This window comes from Achromobacter sp. B7 (assembly GCF_003600685.1).
GTDB classification, from domain to species: Bacteria; Pseudomonadota; Gammaproteobacteria; order Burkholderiales; family Burkholderiaceae_B; genus Achromobacter; species Achromobacter spanius_B.
Genome location: NZ_CP032084.1, coordinates 994,098 through 1,014,534 on the forward strand (window position 1 = coordinate 994,098; position 20,437 = coordinate 1,014,534).

The 20,437-nt window shown below is 65.3% G+C and carries 19 protein-coding genes and 1 riboswitch; of the genes, 9 read left to right on the forward strand and 10 right to left on the reverse strand.

The window, feature by feature from the left end:
- Positions 1–22: 22 nt before the first annotated feature.
- The 5 genes from ruvC to DVB37_RS04450 all read right to left on the reverse strand — a co-directional run bounded on the left by ruvC (position 23) and on the right by DVB37_RS04450 (position 4,879).
- Positions 23–571 carry a crossover junction endodeoxyribonuclease RuvC gene (ruvC, locus tag DVB37_RS04430; RefSeq protein WP_046803487.1) on the reverse strand — a complete coding sequence of 183 codons (549 nt, stop codon included), beginning with the start codon at positions 569–571 and terminating at the stop codon, positions 23–25.
- Entirely contained in the window at positions 571–2,160 is a 1,590-nt protein-coding gene (gene purH, locus DVB37_RS04435) for a bifunctional phosphoribosylaminoimidazolecarboxamide formyltransferase/IMP cyclohydrolase (RefSeq protein ID WP_120154011.1), read from the reverse strand. Before purH ends, ruvC begins: the two co-directional genes overlap by 1 nt.
- A gap of 106 nt (positions 2,161–2,266) precedes the next feature.
- Positions 2,267–2,506, reverse strand: a complete 240-nt coding sequence (locus tag DVB37_RS04440; RefSeq protein WP_006217670.1) for a helix-turn-helix domain-containing protein — start codon at positions 2,504–2,506, stop codon at positions 2,267–2,269.
- A gap of 36 nt (positions 2,507–2,542) precedes the next feature.
- On the reverse strand, positions 2,543–3,568 hold the full coding sequence (dusB, locus tag DVB37_RS04445; RefSeq protein WP_046803485.1) for a tRNA dihydrouridine synthase DusB: 1,026 nt from the start codon (positions 3,566–3,568) through the stop codon (positions 2,543–2,545).
- Between the two features lie 72 nt (positions 3,569–3,640).
- Positions 3,641–4,879 carry a UbiH/UbiF/VisC/COQ6 family ubiquinone biosynthesis hydroxylase gene (locus DVB37_RS04450; RefSeq protein ID WP_120154013.1) on the reverse strand — a complete coding sequence of 413 codons (1,239 nt, stop codon included), beginning with the start codon at positions 4,877–4,879 and terminating at the stop codon, positions 3,641–3,643.
- A 78-nt stretch (positions 4,880–4,957) separates the two neighbouring features.
- Between DVB37_RS04450 and DVB37_RS04455 the strand changes: the two genes are divergently transcribed.
- Entirely contained in the window at positions 4,958–5,446 is a 489-nt protein-coding gene (locus tag DVB37_RS04455; protein ID WP_082134374.1) for a TM2 domain-containing protein, read from the forward strand.
- 73 nt (positions 5,447–5,519) lie between these two features.
- Here DVB37_RS04455 and DVB37_RS04460 read toward each other — a convergent pair whose 3' ends face one another.
- Entirely contained in the window at positions 5,520–6,866 is a 1,347-nt protein-coding gene (locus DVB37_RS04460) for an aminopeptidase P N-terminal domain-containing protein (RefSeq protein ID WP_120154015.1), read from the reverse strand.
- 136 nt (positions 6,867–7,002) lie between these two features.
- Positions 7,003–7,166: riboswitch (yybP-ykoY riboswitch) on the forward strand.
- Between the two features lie 80 nt (positions 7,167–7,246).
- On the opposite strand from DVB37_RS04460, the gene DVB37_RS04465 reads away from it, so the two are divergent.
- The 5 genes from DVB37_RS04465 (at position 7,247) to DVB37_RS04485 (ending at position 14,429) form a co-directional block, all read left to right on the forward strand.
- Positions 7,247–8,254, forward strand: a complete 1,008-nt coding sequence (locus tag DVB37_RS04465) for a sodium:calcium antiporter (protein WP_120154017.1) — start codon at positions 7,247–7,249, stop codon at positions 8,252–8,254.
- A gap of 462 nt (positions 8,255–8,716) precedes the next feature.
- Positions 8,717–9,055 carry a hypothetical protein gene (locus DVB37_RS04470; protein ID WP_039882806.1) on the forward strand — a complete coding sequence of 113 codons (339 nt, stop codon included), beginning with the start codon at positions 8,717–8,719 and terminating at the stop codon, positions 9,053–9,055.
- Between the two features lie 424 nt (positions 9,056–9,479).
- Complete coding sequence (gene mgtA, locus DVB37_RS04475) at positions 9,480–12,284, forward strand: magnesium-translocating P-type ATPase (RefSeq protein ID WP_120154019.1); 2,805 nt, start codon at positions 9,480–9,482, stop codon at positions 12,282–12,284.
- Between the two features lie 61 nt (positions 12,285–12,345).
- Complete coding sequence (locus DVB37_RS04480) at positions 12,346–13,458, forward strand: porin (protein ID WP_120154021.1); 1,113 nt, start codon at positions 12,346–12,348, stop codon at positions 13,456–13,458.
- Between the two features lie 98 nt (positions 13,459–13,556).
- Positions 13,557–14,429 (forward strand): cytochrome c oxidase assembly protein, encoded by an 873-nt coding sequence (locus DVB37_RS04485; RefSeq protein ID WP_104143544.1) that lies wholly within the window; start codon positions 13,557–13,559, stop codon positions 14,427–14,429.
- A gap of 23 nt (positions 14,430–14,452) precedes the next feature.
- On the opposite strand, the gene galU is transcribed toward DVB37_RS04485, so the two are convergent.
- Positions 14,453–15,304: a UTP--glucose-1-phosphate uridylyltransferase GalU gene (gene galU / locus DVB37_RS04490; protein WP_046803479.1), complete on the reverse strand. Its 852-nt coding sequence runs from the start codon at positions 15,302–15,304 to the stop codon at positions 14,453–14,455.
- Between the two features lie 57 nt (positions 15,305–15,361).
- On the opposite strand from galU, the gene DVB37_RS04495 reads away from it, so the two are divergent.
- Positions 15,362–16,885: a M48 family metalloprotease gene (locus DVB37_RS04495; RefSeq protein ID WP_046803478.1), complete on the forward strand. Its 1,524-nt coding sequence runs from the start codon at positions 15,362–15,364 to the stop codon at positions 16,883–16,885.
- An 85-nt stretch (positions 16,886–16,970) separates the two neighbouring features.
- Here the strand turns inward: DVB37_RS04495 and DVB37_RS04500 are convergent, their stop codons facing one another.
- The 3 genes from DVB37_RS04500 to DVB37_RS04510 are packed head-to-tail and all read right to left on the reverse strand — an operon-like array spanning position 16,971 to position 18,770.
- Positions 16,971–18,071 carry a YheT family hydrolase gene (locus DVB37_RS04500; protein ID WP_120154023.1) on the reverse strand — a complete coding sequence of 367 codons (1,101 nt, stop codon included), beginning with the start codon at positions 18,069–18,071 and terminating at the stop codon, positions 16,971–16,973.
- Between the two features lie 17 nt (positions 18,072–18,088).
- Positions 18,089–18,511: a nuclear transport factor 2 family protein gene (locus DVB37_RS04505; RefSeq protein WP_006217685.1), complete on the reverse strand. Its 423-nt coding sequence runs from the start codon at positions 18,509–18,511 to the stop codon at positions 18,089–18,091.
- Positions 18,512–18,554: 43 nt separating this feature from the next.
- On the reverse strand, positions 18,555–18,770 hold the full coding sequence (locus tag DVB37_RS04510; RefSeq protein WP_006217686.1) for a zinc-finger domain-containing protein: 216 nt from the start codon (positions 18,768–18,770) through the stop codon (positions 18,555–18,557).
- A 298-nt stretch (positions 18,771–19,068) separates the two neighbouring features.
- Here DVB37_RS04510 and DVB37_RS04515 point away from each other — a divergent pair, with 298 nt between their 5' ends.
- Together DVB37_RS04515 and DVB37_RS04520 are read left to right on the forward strand one after the other, a co-directional pair.
- Positions 19,069–19,818 (forward strand): AzlC family ABC transporter permease, encoded by a 750-nt coding sequence (locus DVB37_RS04515; RefSeq protein WP_046803476.1) that lies wholly within the window; start codon positions 19,069–19,071, stop codon positions 19,816–19,818.
- The gene (locus DVB37_RS04520; protein WP_046803475.1) at positions 19,815–20,150 is read left to right on the forward strand and encodes an AzlD domain-containing protein; all 336 of its coding nucleotides are present in this window, start codon (positions 19,815–19,817) and stop codon (positions 20,148–20,150) included. Before DVB37_RS04515 ends, DVB37_RS04520 begins: the two co-directional genes overlap by 4 nt.
- The last annotated feature ends 287 nt before the right edge of the window (positions 20,151–20,437 follow it).

Consider the following 20,437-nt stretch of genomic DNA (forward strand, 5'->3'; position numbering starts at 1 on the left):
GGGCAGGCGGTGCGCTGCGGGCTCAGCCGATCAGGCGGCCATTGCGCAGGCGCGTCTTGCCGCCCATGCGCAGCGCCGTGCCCAGCCGTTCCAGCTTGTCCTGCAAGGGGCCGACGTGGGCGTGACAGATGGCGCAGGCCAGCGCGTCGGCGGAGTCGGGCGCGGGCACGCCGTCCAGCGACAGCAGGTGCTGCACCATCATCTGCACCTGCTCCTTGGCGGCGCGGCCGGTGCCGACCACGGCTTTCTTGATCTGCAAGGCCGTGTATTCATGCACCGCCAGCGAACTGTCGGCCAGCGCGCACAACGCGGCGCCACGGGCCTGGCCCAGCAGCAGGGTAGACGCGGGGTTGGTGTTCAGGAAAACGATTTCAAGCGCCGCGACATCGGGTTGCGTGTCGCGCGCGACCTCGCGCAGATTGTCCAGGATGACTTTCAGGCGCTCGGCCAGCGTCAGCGCCGGCGGGACCACGATGGTCCCGCTGGCGACATAGCGCAGCCGCGAGCCCTCGGCATCGATCACACCGAAGCCGGTGCGGCGCAAGCCGGGATCGATGCCCAGGACGCGCATCAGTGGCGGAAGTGGCGGGTGCCGGTCAGCACCATGGCGATGCCGTGCTCGTCGGCCGCGGCGATGACTTCATCGTCACGCATGCTGCCGCCCGGCTGGATGACGCAGGTTGCGCCCGCCGCCACCACCACGTCCAGGCCGTCGCGGAACGGGAAGAACGCATCCGACGCTACGGCCGAGCCTTGCAGCGTCAGGCCGGCGTTTTCCGCCTTGATCGACGCAATGCGGGCCGAGTCGATGCGGCTCATCTGGCCGGCGCCCACGCCCAGCGTCATGCCGCCGCCCACGAACACGATGGCGTTGGACTTGACGTACTTGGCGACCTTCCAGGCGAAAGCCAGGTCGTTCATTTCCTGTTCGGTGGGCTGACGCTTGCTGACCACCTTGAGCGCATCGCGCGGCACGTTGTAGGCGTCCGGGGTCTGCACCAGCCAGCCGCCGCCCACGCGCTTGATGTCGAAGGCGTTCTGGCCCACGCCCATCGGCACTTCCAGCACGCGCACGTTCTTCTTGGCGGCCAGGATGGCCAGCGCGGCGCCGTCGTAGGCGGGCGCCAGCAGCACTTCCATGAACTGGCCGCTGACGGCTTCGGCCGTGGCCGCGTCCACCGGACGGTTAAAGGCGATGATGCCGCCGAAGGCCGACGTCGGGTCGGTCTTGAAGGCTTGCTGGTAGGCGCCCAGCGTGTCGGCCGCCACGGCCACACCGCACGGGTTGGCGTGCTTGACGATGACGCAGGCGGGCACATCGAAGCTGCGCGCGCATTCCCATGCCGCGTCGGCATCGGCGATGTTGTTGTAGGACAGTTCCTTGCCCTGCAATTGGCGGTAGTTGCCCAGCAGCCCGGCCGGACGCTGCGCGTCGACGTAGAACGCGGCGGTCTGGTGGGGGTTTTCGCCGTAGCGCAGCGCCTGTTCCTGCTTGACCTGCAAGGTAAGCGTGCCGGGCCATTCGTTACGGGCGGGCACCGCTTCCTGGGCCGGTTCGGCTTCGGTCAGGCTGGTCAGGTAGGCGGCGATGGCGCCGTCGTAGGCCGCCGTGTGGGCGTAGACCTTCGAGGCCAGCGCCAGGCGCAGGCCGTAGGACGTGCTGCCGCTCTTGTCCATTTCGGCCAGTACGCGGGAATAGTCGATCGGGTCGATCACGACCGTCACGCCGCCCGCTTCGGTGCCGTGGTTCTTGGCTGCCGCGCGCAGCATCGCCGGGCCGCCGATGTCGATGTTCTCGACGGCGTCCGCGAACGTGCAATCGGGCTTGGCCACGGTTTCACGGAACGGATACAGGTTCACCACCAGCATGTCGATGCGGTCGATGCCCGCCGCCTTGATGGTGTCCATGTGCTCGGCGCTGTCGCGACGGGCCAGCAGGCCGCCATGAATCTTGGGGTGCAGCGTCTTGACGCGGCCATCCAGGATTTCCGGCGACCCCGTGTGGGCGGCCACTTCGGTGACGGTCAGGCCGGAGTCGGCCAGCAGCTTGGCGGTGCCGCCAGTCGACAGCAGGCGTACGCCACGCGCGGCCAGGGCGCGGGCAAATTCAACGATGCCGGTCTTGTCGGACACCGAAAGCAGGGCGGTTTCGATTTTCATGGTGGGGGACGGGAGTCGGGCGGTGGGCCTTTCTCGTTCAGGTCGGGATGGGAATCTGCGAAGGAAAGGACGGTGCCCGCTGGGGGGGCCGTCCTTCTTGAAAAAGCTATACCTGGATATTGTGCGCCAGCAACTTCTTGCGCAGGGTGTTGCGGGTGATGCCCAGCATTTCGGATGCGCGCGACTGGTTGCCGCCCGACCGCTCCAGCGCCACTTCAAGCACCGGGCGTTCCACGCAGCGCATCACCATGTCCCACATATCGTGGGGCTCGGATTCACCCAAGTCTTCGAAATAGCGCTCCAGGCTGGCGCGCACGCATTCTTCCAGGACATCTTTCTTGCTCATTTGAGTACAGATATTTTTATGTTGGTGTTGAGGCGGTTATGCCGCCAGCAGGGCTTCTGCGACCGGCGCCGGATGGGGCTCTCCGTCGCGCGAGAGGGTATCGAACCAATCCGACACCGCCCGCCACTGGTCGCGGGTATTGTCGATCAGGTTCATGTGGGCGCAGAACGAATCCGCCCCCGGCAGGCCGTCCAGATACCAGCCAATATGCTTGCGCGCCGTGCGTACGCCGGTGTGCTCGCCATAAAACCGGTAATGGTCGTCGAGATGTTCAAGCAACAGCTCGCGCATTTCCCCATAGGAGGGAGGGGCCAGTGACTCGCCCGTGCGCAAATAGTGATCGATTTCGCGGAAGATCCAGGGACGGCCTTGTGCCGCCCGGCCAATCATGACCGCGTCGGCGCCAGTGTAATCCAGGACGTGCTTGGCTTTTTCAGGCGAGTCGATATCCCCGTTTGCGATCACGGGGATGGTCAGCTCGGCCTTGACGGCGCGGATAGTGTCATATTCCGCCTCGCCCGTATAGAGGTCGGCGCGGGTGCGGCCGTGTAGCGTCAGCGCCGCGATGCCGGCATTTTCGGCCAGCTTGGCCACCCGCAGCGCGTTGCGGCTGTCGCGGTCCCAGCCGGTGCGGGTCTTCAGCGTGACCGGCACGCCCAGCGGCGCGCAGGCCGAGACCACGGCGTCCAGGATGCGGACGATCAGGTCTTCGTGGCGCAGCAGCGCGGACCCGGACGCCACGTTGCACACCTTCTTGACCGGGCAGCCCATGTTGATGTCGATAATGCGCGCGCCCTTGCCGGCGTTGAAGACGGCGGCCTCGGCCATCATGGCCGGGTCGGCGCCCGCGATCTGGACCGAAATAGGGGCGATCTCGCCATCATGATTCAGCCGCCGGGACGTCTTGACGCTATCCCATAGCTTGGGGTTGCTGGCGGCCATCTCGGACACGGCGTAGCCCGCCCCCAACTTCTTGCAAAGTTGTCGGAACGGACGGTCCGTCACGCCCGCCATGGGCGCGACAAGAACGTTGTTGGGAAGGGTCCATTGGCCTATGCGCATGGTCACATTTTAACCGGCTCGAATCGGACCCCTGTTTTCAGAGGCCGACAGCTTGGTAACAAGCGGCGCGGTTCAGGCGCGAAAGCCCTGCAACAAGTGCTGGGCCAGGGGGGCGCGCAGGGGCGAAGCAAGGTCCATGCCCAGCAAGGCCAGTCCACAGGCGTGCTCGACGGGCGCCAGCCCCGTGGCGAACACGCGCGGCATCAAATCGGTCAGGCCGGCGGTGATGAAACGGTCGACCTGCCGCGCCTGTGCGAATTCCGTCAGGCGCGCGGTGGGACTGGATTGCGGCTGCGCCAGCCAGCCGGCCAGCGTCTGGGCCAGGCGGGCGGCGTCGCGCAGGCCCAGGTTCAGGCCCTGGCCGGCCACGGGGTGCAGCGTCTGCGCGGCGTTGCCGATGGCCACCACGCGCCCTTGCACCTGGGCGCGCCGGGCGGCCAGCGCCAGCGGGAAGACGTGGCGCGGGGACTGGCTCGACAGCCGGCCCAGGCGATCGCCAAAAGCTTGCGTCAGCGCTGCCGAGAACGCGGCGTTGTCCATCGCGGCCAGTTCGTTGGCGCGTTCGGGGGCGCTGCACCAGACCACCGAGTACGCATCGGGCGTTTGCGGATGGGGCAACAGGGCCAGCGGCCCTTCTGCGGTAAAGCGTTCCCAGGCCCAACCCCGGCGCGGCAGCGTGGCGTGGGCCGTGGTCAGCACGGCATGCTGGCCGTAATCGCGGCGCAGGTCCGTGGCGCCGGCACCGTCGGACTGCACGGCCACCTGGCACAGCAGGGTGTTGTCGCCCTGCGCGATGCGCACGCCGTGGGCGTCCTGGCGTTCGACCTGCGCGGCGGGGCCGGACAGCACGGTGACGCCGCAGGCGGCCACGCGTTCGTCCAGCTTGGCGTGCAAGCCGGCATAGGCCACCACGCTGCCCAGCTGCGGCACGTTGAAATCGGTGTTCTGAATGACCGTGCGACCCAGCCGGCCGCGCTGCGACACATGGATATTGCGTATGTCGGCCGAGCGATCCGGCCACGCCAGCAACGACTCCAGCAACACGCGGCTGCCGTGGTTCATGGCAAGCACGCGCGGATCGGCGGCGGGAATGGTGGCGGCGGGGATGGTAGCGGCGGGGATGGTATCTGCGGGCGACCCCGCGGCGGGCGCCCCCGCAGTGCTCGGCGCGGCGGGGGCCGCTGCCGGAACGCTGCCCGCCAGCAGGGCGATGCGCGACGGGTCCGGCGCGACGCGCGCCAGCATCAGGGCCAGTACGCGGCCCACGGGGCCGGCACCAAGAATCGCGATATCGAAGGCGGATGCAGTCATGCCGGGATTTTAACCGTCCACTACAATCCGGCACAGCCAGCGCGGCGGGCCGCGCGTAACCCTTCCCGGTTGATCGACATGACGCAGGTTCAGGCTTCTTCTTCGGTGTCCGCTGCATCGGTTAGTGCCACTGCATCCGCCACCGCCCGCCGCCCGCGCGGCAAGGTCGCCGTGGGGCTGCTGGCCTGCCTGTTCGGCTCGTTTGGCGCGCATTGGTGGTACCTGGGCCGCCGCTACGCCTGGGCGGTAACGCTGCTGGCCATCGTCAGCCTGTTCTGCGCGTTTCGCTTCTACCCCGTCTGGTACGACAACCCGGCCTTCTTCCTGTTGTTCATCCCGATGATCGACGGCTTCATTGAAAGCGCCGTGTTCTCGCTGATGTCCGACGAGAAATTTGACCGGCGCTACAACCCCGACCTGGGGCGGCCCACATCCACGGGCTGGGGCCCGGTGCTGGTGGCGCTGCTGGCCTGCCTGGTGGGTTCGGTGGTGTCGATGTTCGCCATCGCGATGGTGGTGGTCTACGTCTGGGTCGCCATGGGCTGGCTGGACGGGCTGGTGCTGTAGCGCGGGATGCTGTCCGCCGCGGCGCTCATTGCTGCCCACGGCCTGCTGCGCTTTCCGCCCCCGCCCGGCGGCCCTATTCGCGCATCAACGCTTCGATTTCGGATGCCTGCACCGGCACCCCGCGCGTGATCAATTCGCAGCCTTCATCGGTAACCAGCGCATCGTCCTCGGTGCGGATGCCGATGTTCCAGTAGCTTTCCGGCACATCGTCCGAGGGGCGCACGTAGATGCCGGGTTCGATCGTCAGCATCATGCCCCGTTCCAGCGTGCGCCACGGCCGGTCGCCGGAGGGCTGGGCGGGGCCGGGTTGCCGATAATCGCCCACGTCGTGCACGTCCAGCCCCAGCCAATGGCCGGTGCGGTGCATGTAAAAGCGGCTGTAGTCGCCCGATTCCAGCACGCCGTCCAGGGACCCCTTCAGTAGCTTCAAGTCGATCATGCCCTGTGCCAGCACGCGCAACGCGGCGTCGTGGCCGTCGTTGAAGGTGCGCCCGGGCGCGGTGGCCGCCGCCGCGGCTTCTTGCGCGGCCACGGTCAGGTCGTACAGCGCGCGCTGCGGGCCGCTGTAGCGCCCGTTGACGGGAAAGGTCCGAGTGATGTCGCTGGCGTAGCTGTCGACTTCGCAGCCCGCGTCGATCAGCACCAGGTCGCCGTCGCGCAGCACGGCTTCGCCTGCCGGGTAATGCAGCACGCAGGCGTTGGCGCCCGCCGCGACGATGCTGTTGTAGGCCACGGCCTGGGCGCCGTGGCGGCGAAATTCATAGAGCAGTTCCGCTTCCAGTTCGTATTCGTGCATGCCGGGGCGGGCCACGCGCATGGCGCGGGCGTGCGCGCCGGCCGATATTTTGGCGGCGCGCCGCATGCTGGCGATTTCAGAGGCGTCCTTGATCAGCCGCATTTCCGCCAGCAACGGTCGAATGTCTTGTTGCCGACTGGGCGGCGCATGCCCGGCGCGCCCCGCATTCCGCGCGGCGGACAGCCAGCGATGCAGGCGGCCGTCGCGATGCTTGTCGCCGGCCAGGGGCGCATACAGCGTGGGGTGGTCCAGCATCAGCTTTGGTATCAGTTCGTCCAGCGCATCGATCGGGTGGGCGTCGTCAAAGCCGAAGTAATCGGCGGCCGCTTCGGGGCCGAACCGCTTGCCTTCCCATATTTCATGTTCGACATGGCGCGGCCGGCAAAACAACAGCGCGCGATCCGTGGCGCCCGCGATCAGTACCAGCCAGGCTGCCGGCTCGGTGAAACCGGTCAGGTAGAAAAAGTCGCTGTCGTGGCGGTAAGGGAACTCGGCGTCGCGGTTGCGGATCGCCTCGGGGGCGGTCGGCAAGATGGCGATGCCGCCGCCGTCGGCGCGCATCCGTTCCATCAAGCGTTGGCGGCGGGCGGCAAAGGGAGCGATGTCGGCGGGAGGCAGGCTCATGGCGGGCAGGGGCGCTAGCCCCGCGAAAGGTGAGGGATGCGGCTTACTTTACCCCGCTATCGCGCGCGCGCAACAGCAGAAACCCAACCGGCGCGGTCCAGGCGAATTTGACTGGACGGCGCGATTTGCGCTGCTACAATCGCGGCTCTGTCATTGGGGAGTAGCCATCCTTTGCCCCCAAAGGAGTTAGCGTCAACAGACTTGGTGGTTCAGTGCCGCGTAGCGGTTGCTAGAACTCCATGGCGCTAACGGTTTCCATGCAAGCGGCCCGCCCGCCGCATGGATCAGCCAGGCGAGACCTTTGGCCGCGTAGCGTTCACCCTAGCCGGGCGAGCCGTTGCGTCGCGCCAATTGGTTTCTGCTCGTCCGGCTGCGTTCATATGTTGCTCACCCTGTTCCTGTTTTTCCTGTCCGCGGCAGTGATTTACTTCGCCTGCGAATTCTTCGTCAATGGCGTTGAATGGGTCGGACACCGCTTCCATCTGGGCGCTACCGCCACCGGCACCGTGCTGGCGGCCTTCGGCACGGCCTTGCCCGAAAGCGCGGTCACTTTCATGGCCGTCGTGTTCGGCGACACCCCTGAACAGAAAGACATCGGCGTCGGCGCAGCCATGGGCGGCCCGCTGGTGCTGGCGACCCTGGCATACGCCGTGGTGGGCATCGCGCTGTGGCGCGCCCGCCGTGGGGGGCAGCCGGAAAAAGCCAACTGTATCAACGCGGACCAGCGCCGGCTGGCCCGCGACCAGGCCTGGTTCATGGGCATTTTCATTTTCAAGGTGGGGCTGGGCCTGCTGGCCTTTGCCTGGAAGCCCTGGCTGGGCATTCTGTTCCTGGCCACTTACGGCATGTACGTCAAACGCGAACTTAGCCATGACGAAGAACGGGCCGATTCCGAAGACCTCGAACCGCTTAAGCTGCGGCCCCGCGACACCGACCCGTCGATGTTCTGGGCGGCGATGCAAACGGTGCTGGCGCTGGTGGTGATTGCCGGTGCATCGCACGTGTTCGTCAACCAGATCGAGCTGCTGGGCGTCGCCATGGGCGCGTCCCCGCACGTGGCCGCCTTGTTGCTGGCGCCCGTGGCCACTGAGCTGCCCGAAATCATGAATGCGCTGATCTGGGTCCGGCAGGGCAAGGAACGGTTGGCGCTGGCGAATATTTCGGGCGCCATGATGATCCAGGCCACCATACCCAGCGCGCTCGGTATTTTCATGACGCCGTGGCTGCTGGATGCGCCCTTGCTGGCGGCGGGCTTGTTCACGATGCTGTCGATCGGCCTGTTGTGGCTGCGCTTTCGCCGCTCGGTCATGAGCGTGCCCGCGTTGTCGGCGGTGGGCGGTTTTTATGCCCTGTTCGCGGCCTATCTGGGCTGGCATTTCTACGCCTGACAGCAGCTGGCCTGTACGGAAAACACGGCGCACGGCCTGCCAGGCCCGCGCCGCTTTTCTTTTTTGCATCAGTTGCGTCGTTGCACCGCAAAAACCTTGTCCATCAGTGGAAACCCGCGTAAAATCCGTCCGTTATCCATCCCAGGAGCAGTCTTCGTGAATACCGATTCCGGCGAAAGTAGTCGATCTTGCATCGACATCGCTGTCTGACAGGAAACACGCAGAGCTCCATCTGCCGCATCCTGTCATACAGGTTGCGGCGTATCCCAAGCCCAGGGTTCCACCCCGGGCAATAGCGCAAGCCTTCGGCTTGCCGGGAAATTCCCCAACGTAAACCGCCAGAACCGCCGCTAGTCGCAGCGTCAGCGTTCGTGCACGTCTTTTGTGCACGTTTGCCATGCGCTGCGTCCGGCTGCACGCGTACTCGCGATCACGCTCCCCATTTTCGCAATGGAGGTCGTTATGCGTTTCTTCGACTTGTTCCTACGCCGCGCCGGCGTAGACCGTGCCACCGCCCTGGGCCGCCGTCGCGGCACGTCGCGTTTGACGGTCATTTGCCCGCGCGACGAACTGGGCGCCTTGCGCAAACAGATCTGCCTGGACTTCAGCGCCGCCGGCCTGGATGTCTCGCAAGTGCAGGTCGACCAAGGCCGCGACCCCAACCTGGCATCGGCTTGCATCACCGTCAATTGCCCGCCCGAACTGCGTGCTGAATTGATGTCGCAAGCGCGCCGCCTCAGCGCCAACCCCGCCGTGCGCCACGTGCATTTCGGCGCGCAAGCCGCCGCAATGGCTGCGTAACGCCCACTTGTCCCAGGAGAGATCATGCCTAGTGCCTTAGACCCCGACCCTCGATTGCGCCAAGTGCACGGCGCCGGCATGCCTGTCTGACCTGTCTTCTCGCCTGCGAGCCGACCGGCCGGACAGACTTCCGGTTCCGACGGACTCCGCAGCATTGAATCCCCGGCCTTACCGCGTCCCACTGACGAACGCGTCGACGGCGCCGGTTTCGATTCCCAGCTAGCTCCCTTTCCGTTTTTTGCACTCCGGCGCGATTCACCGCGATCCGGACACCGGCAACATTGCCCCGGTGCCTGCGCACGCCCGCATGGGCGGACCCACGGCTTTCCATCATGGCCGTGGCCCGTTCCTGCCCGCGTGGCCGGCGCCTGGGCGGGAAAGCCGTGTCTCCGACAAGAAATCCAAGAAAAACCGGAGCACTCCGATGTTTACCTTCCTGAAATCCTTCTTTTCGTCGGCCGCCGGCCGCCGCCGCGCAGGCCGTCACTTCCGTCGCACCCCCATTCTTGAACAGGGCGCTCAAACCGCCGTTGCGTCGACGCCGTCGGAGGCATCGCGGCGCGCCAACCGCCGCATGCTGGAGCAATCCCGCATGGGGCTGGACGCCTTGTTCACGCAGTTGGCCAGTGGCCGTGGCGGCTTGACGCAAGCCCAGGCCGACGCTGCCCGCGAACGCCACGGCGCCAACGAAGTCGACCACGAAAAGCTGCTGTCCTGGTATTCGCACCTGTGGCTGTCGTACCGCAACCCGTTCAATCTGCTGCTGACGGCGCTGGCCGGCCTGTCCTGGCTGACCGACGTGCGCATGGCCGAGGCCGACGACAAGTCGTGGACAGCCGTGGCCATCATCGGCTCCATGGTGGTGATTTCCACTGTGCTGCGCTTCGCCCAGGAACTGCGCTCGAACCGCGCGGCCGAAGCGCTGAAAGCCATGGTACAGAACACCGCTACCGTGCTGCGCGCGGACGTGCTGACGCCGGATGCCGCCAACGGCCGGCGCGTGTTCGGCGCCCCGCTGCACGACTCGGGCTCGTACCAGCTGGAAGTGCCGCTGGCTGAACTGGTGCCCGGCGACGTGGTGCTGCTTTCGGCCGGCGACATGATCCCCGCCGACTGCCGCATCCTGAACGCCAAGGACCTGTTCATCGCCCAGGCCGCCTTGACGGGCGAATCCCTGCCCGTTGAAAAGCACGCCGTCCAGCGCGAGGAAACCGACAACTCGCTAGAGCTGGAAAACATGGCTTTCATGGGCACCAACGTGGTCAGCGGATCAGGCAGCGCGCTGGTCATCGCCACCGGCGCCAATACCTACTTTGGTCAGCTGGCCGGCCGGGTCACCCAGGAAAGCCGTGCCCCGACGCAGTTTCAGCAGGGCATCAACCGTGTCAGCTGGGTGTTGATCCGCTTCATGCTGGTCATGGCTCCCATCGTCTTCGTCATCAATGGCGTCACCAAGGGCGATTGGCTGGAAGCCTTGCTGTTCGCGCTGGCAATCGCCGTGGGCCTGACGCCGGAAATGCTGCCGATGATCGTTACCGCCACGCTGGCCAAGGGCGCGTTGCGCATGTCCCGCCGCAAGGTCGTCGTCAAGCGCCTGGACGCGATCCAGAACCTGGGCGCGATGAACGTGCTGTGCACCGACAAGACGGGCACGCTGACGCAAGACCGTATCGTGCTGGAACGCCACACCGACGTGTACGGATCCAGCAGCGACGATGTGTTGGCCTATGCCTACCTGAACAGCTACTACCAGACCGGCCTGAAGAACCTGCTGGATGTGGCGGTGTTGCAGCATGCCGAGGTCAAGCGCAGCCTGAACCTGGCCACCAAGTACCGCAAGGTCGATGAGATTCCTTTTGATTTCTCGCGGCGGCGGATGTCCGTTGTCGTCAACGAAACGGAAAACGGCCGTGACCATCACGAGTTGATCTGCAAAGGCGCGCTGGAAGAAATGCTGACGGCGTGCACGGGCTTGCGCGTGGGCGATTCGGTATTTCCGCTGACCGACGCGCGGCGCGCGGATATCCGGCGCGTCACGGCCGAGCTGAACCGCGACGGGCTGCGCGTCATCGCGGTGGGCGTCAAGGAAATGCCGCCCACGCAACTGGCCTATGGCGTGGCCGACGAGTCGGACCTGGTGCTGGTGGGGTACATCGCCTTCCTGGATCCTCCCAAGGAATCGACCGGCCCGGCGCTGGCCGCGCTGAAAGCGTCCGGCATCGAGGTCAAGGTGTTGACCGGAGATGTGGAACTGGTCACGCAGAAAGTCTGCCGCGAGGTCGATTTCGAGGTGCGCGGCGTGTATCTGGGCGCGCAGATTGAAGCCATGGACGATGCGGAACTGGCGGTGGCGGTGCGCCAGGCCAACGTGTTTGCCCGGCTGACGCCCGCGCACAAGGAACGCATCGTGCGCAGCCTGCGTGCACAAGGCGATACGGTGGGGTTCATGGGCGACGGCATCAACGACGCCCCGGCCCTGCGCGCGGCCGACGTCGGTATTTCCGTGGATTCCGCGGTGGATATCTCGAAGGAAGCCGCCGACATCATCTTGCTGGAAAAGAGCCTGATGGTGCTGGAGGACGGCGTGATCGAAGGCCGCAAGACCTTTTGCAACATGCTCAAGTACCTGAAGATGACGGCCAGCTCGAACTTCGGCAATGTGTTCTCGGTGCTGGTCGCCAGCGCCTTCCTGCCGTTCCTGCCGATGCTGCCCATTCACCTGCTGCTGCAGAATTTGATGTACGACGTATCGCAAACGGCAATTCCCTTCGACAATGTCGACGAAGAACTGCTGAAGAAGCCGCAGCAATGGGATGCGGACGGCCTGGGGCGCTTCATGGTGTTCTTCGGCCCGATCAGCTCGCTGTTCGATATCGCGCTGTTCGGCATCATGTGGTTTGTGTTCCATGCCAATGCGCCGGAGCATCAGACGCTGTTCCAGTCCGGCTGGTTTGTCGAGGGCTTGCTGTCGCAGACGCTGATCGTGCACATGATCCGGACGCGCCGCATTCCTTTCCTGCAAAGCCGGGCGTCCTGGCCGTTGATGGCGATGACGGCAATGGTGGTGGTGCTGGGCCTGATGCTGCCGTTCTCGCCGCTGGCCGAGTACTTCCAGCTGCAAGCGTTGCCATGGGGCTATTTCCCCTGGCTGGTGGGGGTGTTGCTGAGCTACTGCGTGCTGACGCAGTTGCTCAAGGGCATTTGGGTACGTCGTTACGGCTGGCAATAAGGCCGCAATAAGGTCACATCTGGCGGGGCGGGCAAAGGTGCTCGCCCTGATAGGAGAAAGCATGAAAAAGGCATTCTGCGCGGTCGTCATGGTCGGTGGGCTGATTTTGTCGCCCGTGCTGGCCACGGCCGCCGCCGTCGAAGACTTCGGCCTGCACCTGTACGGCGTCGTCGATGCCGGGGTAGCGGTGACCAGTGTGTCCGGACAAGGCAGCCACGCCGGCGTGTTGAACGGCGGGCTGACGGATTCACTTTGGGGCCTGTCGGGCACCGACGATCTGGGCGGCGGCTGGCGCAGCCGCTTCGGCCTTGAAAGCGGCTTCGACCCGTCCAGCGGCCAGCTGGAAGACGAGGGCCGCCTGTTCAACTACGCGGCCTGGGTCGGCTTGGGCAACGATACCTATGGCGAGGTGCGCCTGGGGCGCCAGCGCACCATCGGCCAGACGTTCGGCAACGCGCTGGAAATTGCGTCCTGGAAGGACATGGGCATGGGCGCCACGTTCAAGGCTTCGGACAACTTCCAGTTCAGCAATATGGTGAACGTGACGTCGGCGGACTGGAACGGCTTCCAGCTAGGCGCGGGCTACTCGTTCGATGCCGGCGACCAGAATCGGTTTCGGTCCAACCAGAACACCCGCGCGGTCAGCGCCGGGCTGAAGTACGAAAGCGGACCATTGCTGGCCGTGGCCACGTGGGATCAATTGCAGCTGGCCAGTTCCGATTCGGCTGCAGGGGCCAAGCGGCCCCGCGCCGTGCAATTGGGCGCGGCTTACGACTTTGAAGTGCTGAAACTGTCACTGGCGTGGTCGCGGCAACAAAACGGCTATGTCGGCCTGGACGGCGGCGACCCCGACAACCTGGGCCAGGGCCTGGGTCCGGCCCCGTTTGTCCAGGGCGGCACCATCAATGCCTGGCTGGTGGGCGCCAGCGTGCCGTTCGGCCCGGGCACCGTGCTGGTGCAGTGGTCCCTGGCGCGACCCGACTGGCAGTGGGACAACGGCATGACGGCGCGCAAGGCGCAGGTGGCGACCCTGGGTTATACCTATGCCTTGTCACCACGCACGACGCTATACGGCTTTGCCGGGTACGCGTCCAACTACACGCTGGACGACCAGTTCGACCCCGCCCATTCCCACACCACGCGCGTCGGAGCGGGCGTTTCGCATCACTTCTGATCCTGCCGGCCCACCGGACCACGGGCCGGCGCGGTCTACTACAATCAGCCCACAGGCCGGCGCGCGCCGCCGGCCCAGTCTTTCCCGATGTCTTTCGGATGGCCCGCATGGATAGTCTTGAATGGCTCATACCCTGGGAGTTCTCTCCCACGTTGGTCGCCTCCTTCGTGGTGGCGATCGTGCTGTTCGTGCGCGGGCAACGCGTTCACCATGTGACCGGCGCGCGTCGCTTTTTCTTTTGGCTGGGGCTGGTGCTGCTGTATCTGTCGATGCATACGCGCGTCGACTACTACGCCGAACGGATGTTCTTCATCCACCGCATCCAGCATCTGGTGCTACACCATTTGGGTCCGCTGCTGGTGATGGCGGCATTTCCGGGCCAGGTCATGCGCGCCGGGCTGCCGATGTCCTGGCGCATCCGGCTGCGTGACTTTCTGCGCACGCGCAGCGGGCGGGTCACCGTTGCCGTACTGACCAACAAGATTTTCGTGCCGACGCTGTTCGTCTTCCTGGTGCTGGTCTGGCTGATTCCGTCCGTGCAGTTCTATTCCATGCTGGACTGGCGCCTGTATCGCCTGATGAACTGGTCCGTGGTGATCAGCGGCTTCATGTACTGGAACCTGATCCTGGATCGCCGCCCCGCGCCGCCCGCGGCCATGACGCCGGGCGGACGCGTGATTTCTCCGGTGCTGACCATGCTGCCGCAGATGGTGGCGGGCGCCGTCATCGCCTTCACTGAAAGCGATATCTATCCGTTGTTTGAGCTCTGTGGCCGCGCCATCGCCATGTCGGCGCAAACAGACCAGACCATCGGCGGCCTCACGATGTGGATTCCGGCTGCCTTGGTCGAGGTGATCGGCTTGATGGTGGCCTTGGGCACCTTGATGCGCTTGTCCGCCAAGGGGCGGCTGCGCAAGGTGGACCGCGATGCGCGCGCCCGGGCCAAGGCCCGTGCGGCGCTATCCGCCTGAACGTGGTTCAGGCCGGCCGGGGCTTATTCCGGCACCAGTCCGTGATACTTCTTGCCCAGCGCCACGGTGGCCTGGAACATCCCCGCCTTGTTGCCGCAGTCGTAGCGCACGCCGTCAAAGCGGTGCGCGAACACGGCGCGCTCGCGCATCAGCGAGGCGATGCCGTCCGTCAGCTGGATTTCGTTGCCCGCGCCCATCTTGGTTGAACGCAGGTGGTCAAAAATGGCGGCTTCCAGCACGTAGCGGCCCACGACGGCCAGCGTCGACGGGGCGGCATCGGGCTCGGGCTTTTCCACAATATGCGTGACGCGTTCCGTGCGCGGATCCAGATTCGCTTCGCCGGCGCGGGTGGCCACGATGCCGTACTTGCGGGTATCGGCGCGGGGCACATCCTGCACGCCCAGCACGCTGGCGTTCTGGGCCACGGCCACATCCACCAATTGCTTCATGGCCGGCGTGTCGGCGTCGATCAGGTCATCGGCCAGCAATACGGCAAAGGGTTCGTCGCCCACGGCGGGGGCGGCCGACAGCACGGCGTGGCCCAGGCCCAGCGGCGCGGATTGGCGGATGTAGAGGCAATTGACATGCGCGGGTAGAATGCCCCGCACCATGGCAAGCAGCTCGTGTTTGGCTTTGCTTTCCAGGTCGGATTCAAGTTCCGGGGCCGAGTCGAAGTGGTCTTCGATGGCGCGCTTGTTGCGGCCCGTCACGAAGATCAGATCGGTGATGCCGGCGGCGACCGCTTCTTCAACGGCGTATTGAATCAATGGCTTATCGACCACGGGCAGCATTTCCTTGGGCATCGCCTTGGTGGCGGGCAGGAAGCGGGTGCCCATGCCGGCGACAGGGAAAACGGCTTTACGGACGGGACGCATTGAGACCTCGTTGGGAGTATCGATGAAACATTTTAAGCTCATCGCTATCATAGGCTTATGAACCGCAGGAACATGCCATCCATTTGCGCTATTGCGAAACGAAGCGCGATTCTCGCCCTGAGCGCCGCGTTGATCGCCCCCTCCCTTCCCGTTGCCGCCTGGGCGCAACCGGTGGGTCTGCCAACCATGGGGGCCGCATCCGCCGCCGAGCTCTCGCCCATGCTGGAACGCAGCCTGGGCGAGGCCATCATGTCGCAAGGCCGGCGTGACCCGACTTATGTCGACGACCCCGAGCTCAGCCAATACCTGACCACCATGGGCCGCAAGCTGGCGGCCTTTGCGCCGGGGGCCGTGCCCGACGTCGAAATGTTTGGCGTGCGCGACCCCGAAATCAACGCTTTTGCGATGCCGGGCGGATTTATCGGCGTCAATACCGGCCTGATCGTGTCCTCGGGCAGCGAATCGGAACTGGCCGCCGTCCTGGCGCACGAAATCGGCCACGTCGTGCAGCGCCACATCGCGCGCGGCATGACGCAGCAGAACCAGAACGGCATGGTGATGCTGGCCAGCCTGGCCGGCGCGTTGCTGGCCGCGCTGGCCGGTGGCGGCGGCAACCTGGCGATGGGCGTGGCGGCGTTTGGCCAGGCCGCCGCCATCAATCGACAGCTGGGCTTTTCACGCGATGCGGAACGCGAGGCCGACCGGGCCGGTTTCCAGATGCTGACCAAGGCGGGGTACGACGCCGAGGGCATGTCCCAGATGTTCTCGCGGCTGATGAATGCGTCGCGCCTGAACGAAGGGGCCGGCGGCGGTTCATGGGCCAGCACCCACCCTTTGTCCATCGAACGGATGTCCGATGTCCAGAACCGGGTGCGGTCATTGCCGGCTTCGCGCCATATCGACAGCGACGATTTTTGGTACGTGCGCGCCAAGATGCGCGTGGTGCAGGGGCGCGACGCCGTCAGCCTGCGCTCGGCCGGGCAGCAATTGCAGGACGAGGCGCAAGCGCTGTCGGGGGTGCGGCAGTCGGCCGCCTATTACGGGCTGGCCCTGCAAGCGTTCCAGCGCAACAACCTGGCTGAAGCCGACCGGTACTGGAACCTGGCCACCGCAAACGGGCGCAATTCCGCGCAATTGGCCAAGCTTAGTGTCGACATCGCGCTGGCGCGCAAGGACACCGCCCGCGCCGTGGAGTTGGCGCAGGCCGCCGCCAAGCGCTGGCCGGACCAGCGGGCGCTGGGTATCGCCTATGCGCAGGCGTTGCAAAGCAACGGCCGCCATGCCGAGGCGCAGGATTATCTGCGCGCCAAGATCAAGCAATGGGGCAGCGACGAACCCAGCCTGTATCAGATGCTGGCGCAAAGCGAAGAGCGCAATGGCAAGCCCGTGCAGGCGCGCCGAGACCTGGCGCGGTTTTATGTCATGACCGGGGCGTTCGCCGCCGCCGAGTCGCAGCTACAGCAGGCGCGCGGCCTGTCGACCGACTTCTACGAGCAATCGCAGATCGACGTGCAGATCAAGGAAGTCAAAGACAAGCTGGCCGAAGAACGACAGCTGCTGGAACGCTTCAAATCGGGTTGATGGCAGGCGGCGATGCCGTAATGGCCGGAGTCATCCGGCCACCGCTTGTGCCAGTGGCCAACTACTGCCGCGCTTACCGCTACAGCTACAGGCCCGTTTCGAAGAAGCGGCCCAGCCGCTGGGGCAGCCAGTTCAGGTGTGCGGGAAACGCGCCCGTCGGAAAGCCGGCATGGCCGCCGTCGCTGGGCTGGTGCAGCAGGATGGTGGGCGCGCAGTCTTCCGGCTTGGGCAGCGATGCCGCCGGAATGAAGGGGTCGTTGCGGGCGTTGAGCACCAGCGTGGGCACCGAAATCTTGGGCAGCCACGGCTTGCTGGACGCACGCGTCCAGTAGTCCAGCGCATTGCGAAACCCGTGCATCGGCGCGGTGTAGGTGTCGTCGAATTCGCGCAGGTCGTGCGCATGCGCGATACGCATCACGTCGATCGCGCCAGGAAAACGATGCGCCTTTTCCAATACCTTGTGCTTGAGCGTCTTCAGGAAATGCGCGGTGTAAACGCGCCGGTTGAAGATGCCGGTGGACAGGGTCTTGCCGCAGGCGACCAGGTCCAGCGGCACGGAAACGCCTGCCGCGGCGGTCAGCCAGGTGGTGTCTTCCTGGTGTTCACCCAGGTATTTCAATAGCGCATTGCCGCCCAGCGACACGCCCACCGCATGCCAGCGCGCATGCGGAATGCGGTCGCGCACGGTCTTGAGCAGGAAGCCGACTTCAGCGGAATCACCCGAGTAATACGCGCGCGCCAGGCGGTTGGGCACGCCCGAACAACCCCGAAAATGCGCGATGACGACGATCCAGCCGCGCGCGCGGAAATAATGAGCAACGGACTGGGCGTAGCGGCTGTTGCTGCCGCCTTCCAGGCCATGGAACAGGATCAGCGCGGGGGTGTCGGGCGTTTGCGGCAGCGACTGCCAATCGGGTGCCGTCATCCATCGCGCCGCGGCGGTCTTGCCATTGGCAACCGGGCCCTGTCCGCTGACAGGCGCACCGTCGGCAGCCTTGTGCGGAAACAGGCCGGGTCCGGTCCAGTCGAAGTCCACGAAATCGGTGTCGGGCGTGTCCACCCGGTCGCGCACGAAGGCGATCCGGTGGTATTGCGCGAACAAGGACGCGTAGACCGTCTGGCTGTCGCCTCCGGGTAACCAGGAGGGGACGGGGCATGGAGACGAGTCAAGACGAGCAGCGGCCAACTAAAAATCCACCCGATTCAATGCAGCATGTCGGGTACGTCGTGCAAGTCGAGCACCCCGGCTTCCGTGGGCGCCGACGACGAATGATGCATGACCATGCGCCATCCGGTTGGGCCCTTGTGGTAGATGTTCGTGGCGTAGCAGTTTGCAAACTGCGTGCCTTCGCGCGTGCGCACCGCCACCTGTTCAACCAGCACGTGCACCGCGCACATCATGCTGAGCATGACCAGCGGGCGCAGCGGACGGACATGCAGCGGCCCGTTGGACAGCACCTGCTGCCAGGAGTCGTGCACCGCCGAGTGGCCGACGATGCGCAGGCCCCCGGGGTGGATGCAGACGACTTCTTCGTCGTCGGCCCACACCTGCATCAGGCGGACGCAGTCCCCCTGTTCCAGGGCTTCGTAGAACGCGTGTTCGGCTTCTTCGGGGGTGGCAAACATAGGGCTGCGGTAACCGTGGCGTTGGGCGTCGAAGGCGGCTGGCTTAGTGGTGGCCGTGCAGCACCGTGCCGGCCTTCAGGCGATATTGCGCGCCGCAGTAGGCGCAGCTTGCAGAGCCGGTACGGGCCACGTCAAGGAAGACGCGCGGGTGCATGCTCCACAGCGGCGCCTTCGGGCCGGGACAGAAAACGGGCAGGTCTTCAGCGCCGACTTCAATGACTTCGTGAGCGTTCGGGACGGCGGCCGGGGCAGCGGTCATGGATCTTCCTGAATAAAAAAACCGATAAACGGCGGATTGGGCAATGTGCGGCCGGTATTGAACCCACCGCGCAAATCACAACTGACTTAGCCAGTGATGGTACTTCGGGACGCGGCCATTCACCATGGCCGATTTTGCGCCGCGCCAGGCCCGACCAGCCAAGAATTTTCAGGCGCGTATTGTATCAAGCGACGAGGTTACAATACCGGCCTATTCGCGCACCGGCGTGGTGCCATTCGGCCCACGCAATCCGTAAGAGTTCCCATGTCGTCCTGTCCGAACCGCCAGGGGCCAGCCGTTGTCCTCTGAATCCGCGCTTTCTGAATCCGAAGATCCCGGCGCGGTGCGCCAGCAACGCCTGAACGCCTTTCGCGCCGGCGTGCACGCTATCGTGCCTGCGTTGATCGCCACGGCAACCTGGGGCTTGGTGACGGGTGTGGCGATGGTCAAGTCGGGGCTGACCGAATCCATGGCGTTGGCCATGACGCTCTTGCTGTACGCGGGCTCGGCTCAGTTGACGTCATTGCCGCTGATCGCCACGGGCGCACCGCTCTGGCTGATCTTCGCCGCCGGCTTTGTCGTGAACCTGCGCTTTCTGATTTTCGGCGCGGCCTTGCAGCCGTATTTCCGGCATCTGTCCTGGCCCAAGCGTTTGGGGCTGGGCTACTTCACCACCGATATGGGCTTCGTGCTGTTCATGCCGCGCTACGGCGATTCGGCCGAACGCGGCACGCGCGATCAACTCTGGTTCTTCCTGGGCACCATCGTGCCGGGGTGGCTGGTGTGGCAATCGTCTTCCATCGTCGGCATTTACCTGGGCACCATGGTGCCCACCGGCTGGTCGCTGGATTTTGCGGCGGTGCTGGCCCTGCTGGCGATTACCGTGCCGCTGGCCAATTCCAAGCCGATGCTGGTGTCCATGCTGGCCGCCGGCGTGGTGGCCTGGACCGGGCAGGTCCTGCCATTGCGGTTGGGCTTGGCCGCGGCCGTCATCGCGGGCGTCGTGGCCGGCATGTGGGCCGAACGATTCTTCAAGGCGCGTCCATGACCCTCTGGCCCTCCGAGATCTACGTCTATTCGGCGATCCTGTTGCTGGCCCTGTGCAGCGTCCTGACGCGCGCCGGCTTCATGCTTTTCGGCGATTACATTCCTTTGCCCGATGGCGTGCGGCGCGCGTTGCGCTATGCGCCCGCCGCCGCGCTGACCGCCATCGTCGTGCCGGACCTCTTGCCTTGGAAGGCGGGCTTGGGGCCGGTGTTTGATTACAAGTTGGTGGCCGGTCTGGTCGCCATCCTGGTTTTTCTCCGCACCCGTAGCGCGGTGCTGGTGATCGTGGTCGGCATGCTGGTCTTGTGGGGGCTGCGCTGGCTGGCCGGCTGATGTTCGGCTTTCGATCATGATTAGTCCACCTGGTGGACAGTCTAAACCGGCTGGAAGCGGGCGTGCCCGTTGTCTGGCGGTGTTGCCGTACCCGTCTGAAACCACTCTTTGATGTTGTGGTAGGGCGCCTGCGCTAAAATCCACGTTATCCACAGCAATCCGGGCCTGGTACTGCCCTCATAAGTATCGAATCCCGAATGCGCCCGCTGGCCTGCAAGGCAGGGTGCCGATTGCCCGCGAAGCCGAATCCGCTTCGCGGCGATTTGCGTGCCGTCGCGATGCGACCA

Coding starts and splice junctions, on each gene's coding strand:
- ruvC (WP_046803487.1), bottom strand. CDS start 571: ATGCGCGTCCTGGGCATCGATCCCGGCTTGCGCCGCACCGGCTTCGGT.
- purH (WP_120154011.1), bottom strand. CDS start 2,160: ATGAAAATCGAAACCGCCCTGCTTTCGGTGTCCGACAAGACCGGCATC.
- DVB37_RS04440 (WP_006217670.1), bottom strand. CDS start 2,506: ATGAGCAAGAAAGATGTCCTGGAAGAATGCGTGCGCGCCAGCCTGGAG.
- dusB (WP_046803485.1), bottom strand. CDS start 3,568: ATGCGCATAGGCCAATGGACCCTTCCCAACAACGTTCTTGTCGCGCCC.
- DVB37_RS04450 (WP_120154013.1), bottom strand. CDS start 4,879: ATGACTGCATCCGCCTTCGATATCGCGATTCTTGGTGCCGGCCCCGTG.
- DVB37_RS04455 (WP_082134374.1), top strand. CDS start 4,958: ATGACGCAGGTTCAGGCTTCTTCTTCGGTGTCCGCTGCATCGGTTAGT.
- DVB37_RS04460 (WP_120154015.1), bottom strand. CDS start 6,866: ATGAGCCTGCCTCCCGCCGACATCGCTCCCTTTGCCGCCCGCCGCCAA.
- DVB37_RS04465 (WP_120154017.1), top strand. CDS start 7,247: ATGTTGCTCACCCTGTTCCTGTTTTTCCTGTCCGCGGCAGTGATTTAC.
- DVB37_RS04470 (WP_039882806.1), top strand. CDS start 8,717: ATGCGTTTCTTCGACTTGTTCCTACGCCGCGCCGGCGTAGACCGTGCC.
- mgtA (WP_120154019.1), top strand. CDS start 9,480: ATGTTTACCTTCCTGAAATCCTTCTTTTCGTCGGCCGCCGGCCGCCGC.
- DVB37_RS04480 (WP_120154021.1), top strand. CDS start 12,346: ATGAAAAAGGCATTCTGCGCGGTCGTCATGGTCGGTGGGCTGATTTTG.
- DVB37_RS04485 (WP_104143544.1), top strand. CDS start 13,557: ATGGCCCGCATGGATAGTCTTGAATGGCTCATACCCTGGGAGTTCTCT.
- galU (WP_046803479.1), bottom strand. CDS start 15,304: ATGCGTCCCGTCCGTAAAGCCGTTTTCCCTGTCGCCGGCATGGGCACC.
- DVB37_RS04495 (WP_046803478.1), top strand. CDS start 15,362: ATGAACCGCAGGAACATGCCATCCATTTGCGCTATTGCGAAACGAAGC.
- DVB37_RS04505 (WP_006217685.1), bottom strand. CDS start 18,511: ATGTTTGCCACCCCCGAAGAAGCCGAACACGCGTTCTACGAAGCCCTG.
- DVB37_RS04510 (WP_006217686.1), bottom strand. CDS start 18,770: ATGACCGCTGCCCCGGCCGCCGTCCCGAACGCTCACGAAGTCATTGAA.
- DVB37_RS04520 (WP_046803475.1), top strand. CDS start 19,815: ATGACCCTCTGGCCCTCCGAGATCTACGTCTATTCGGCGATCCTGTTG.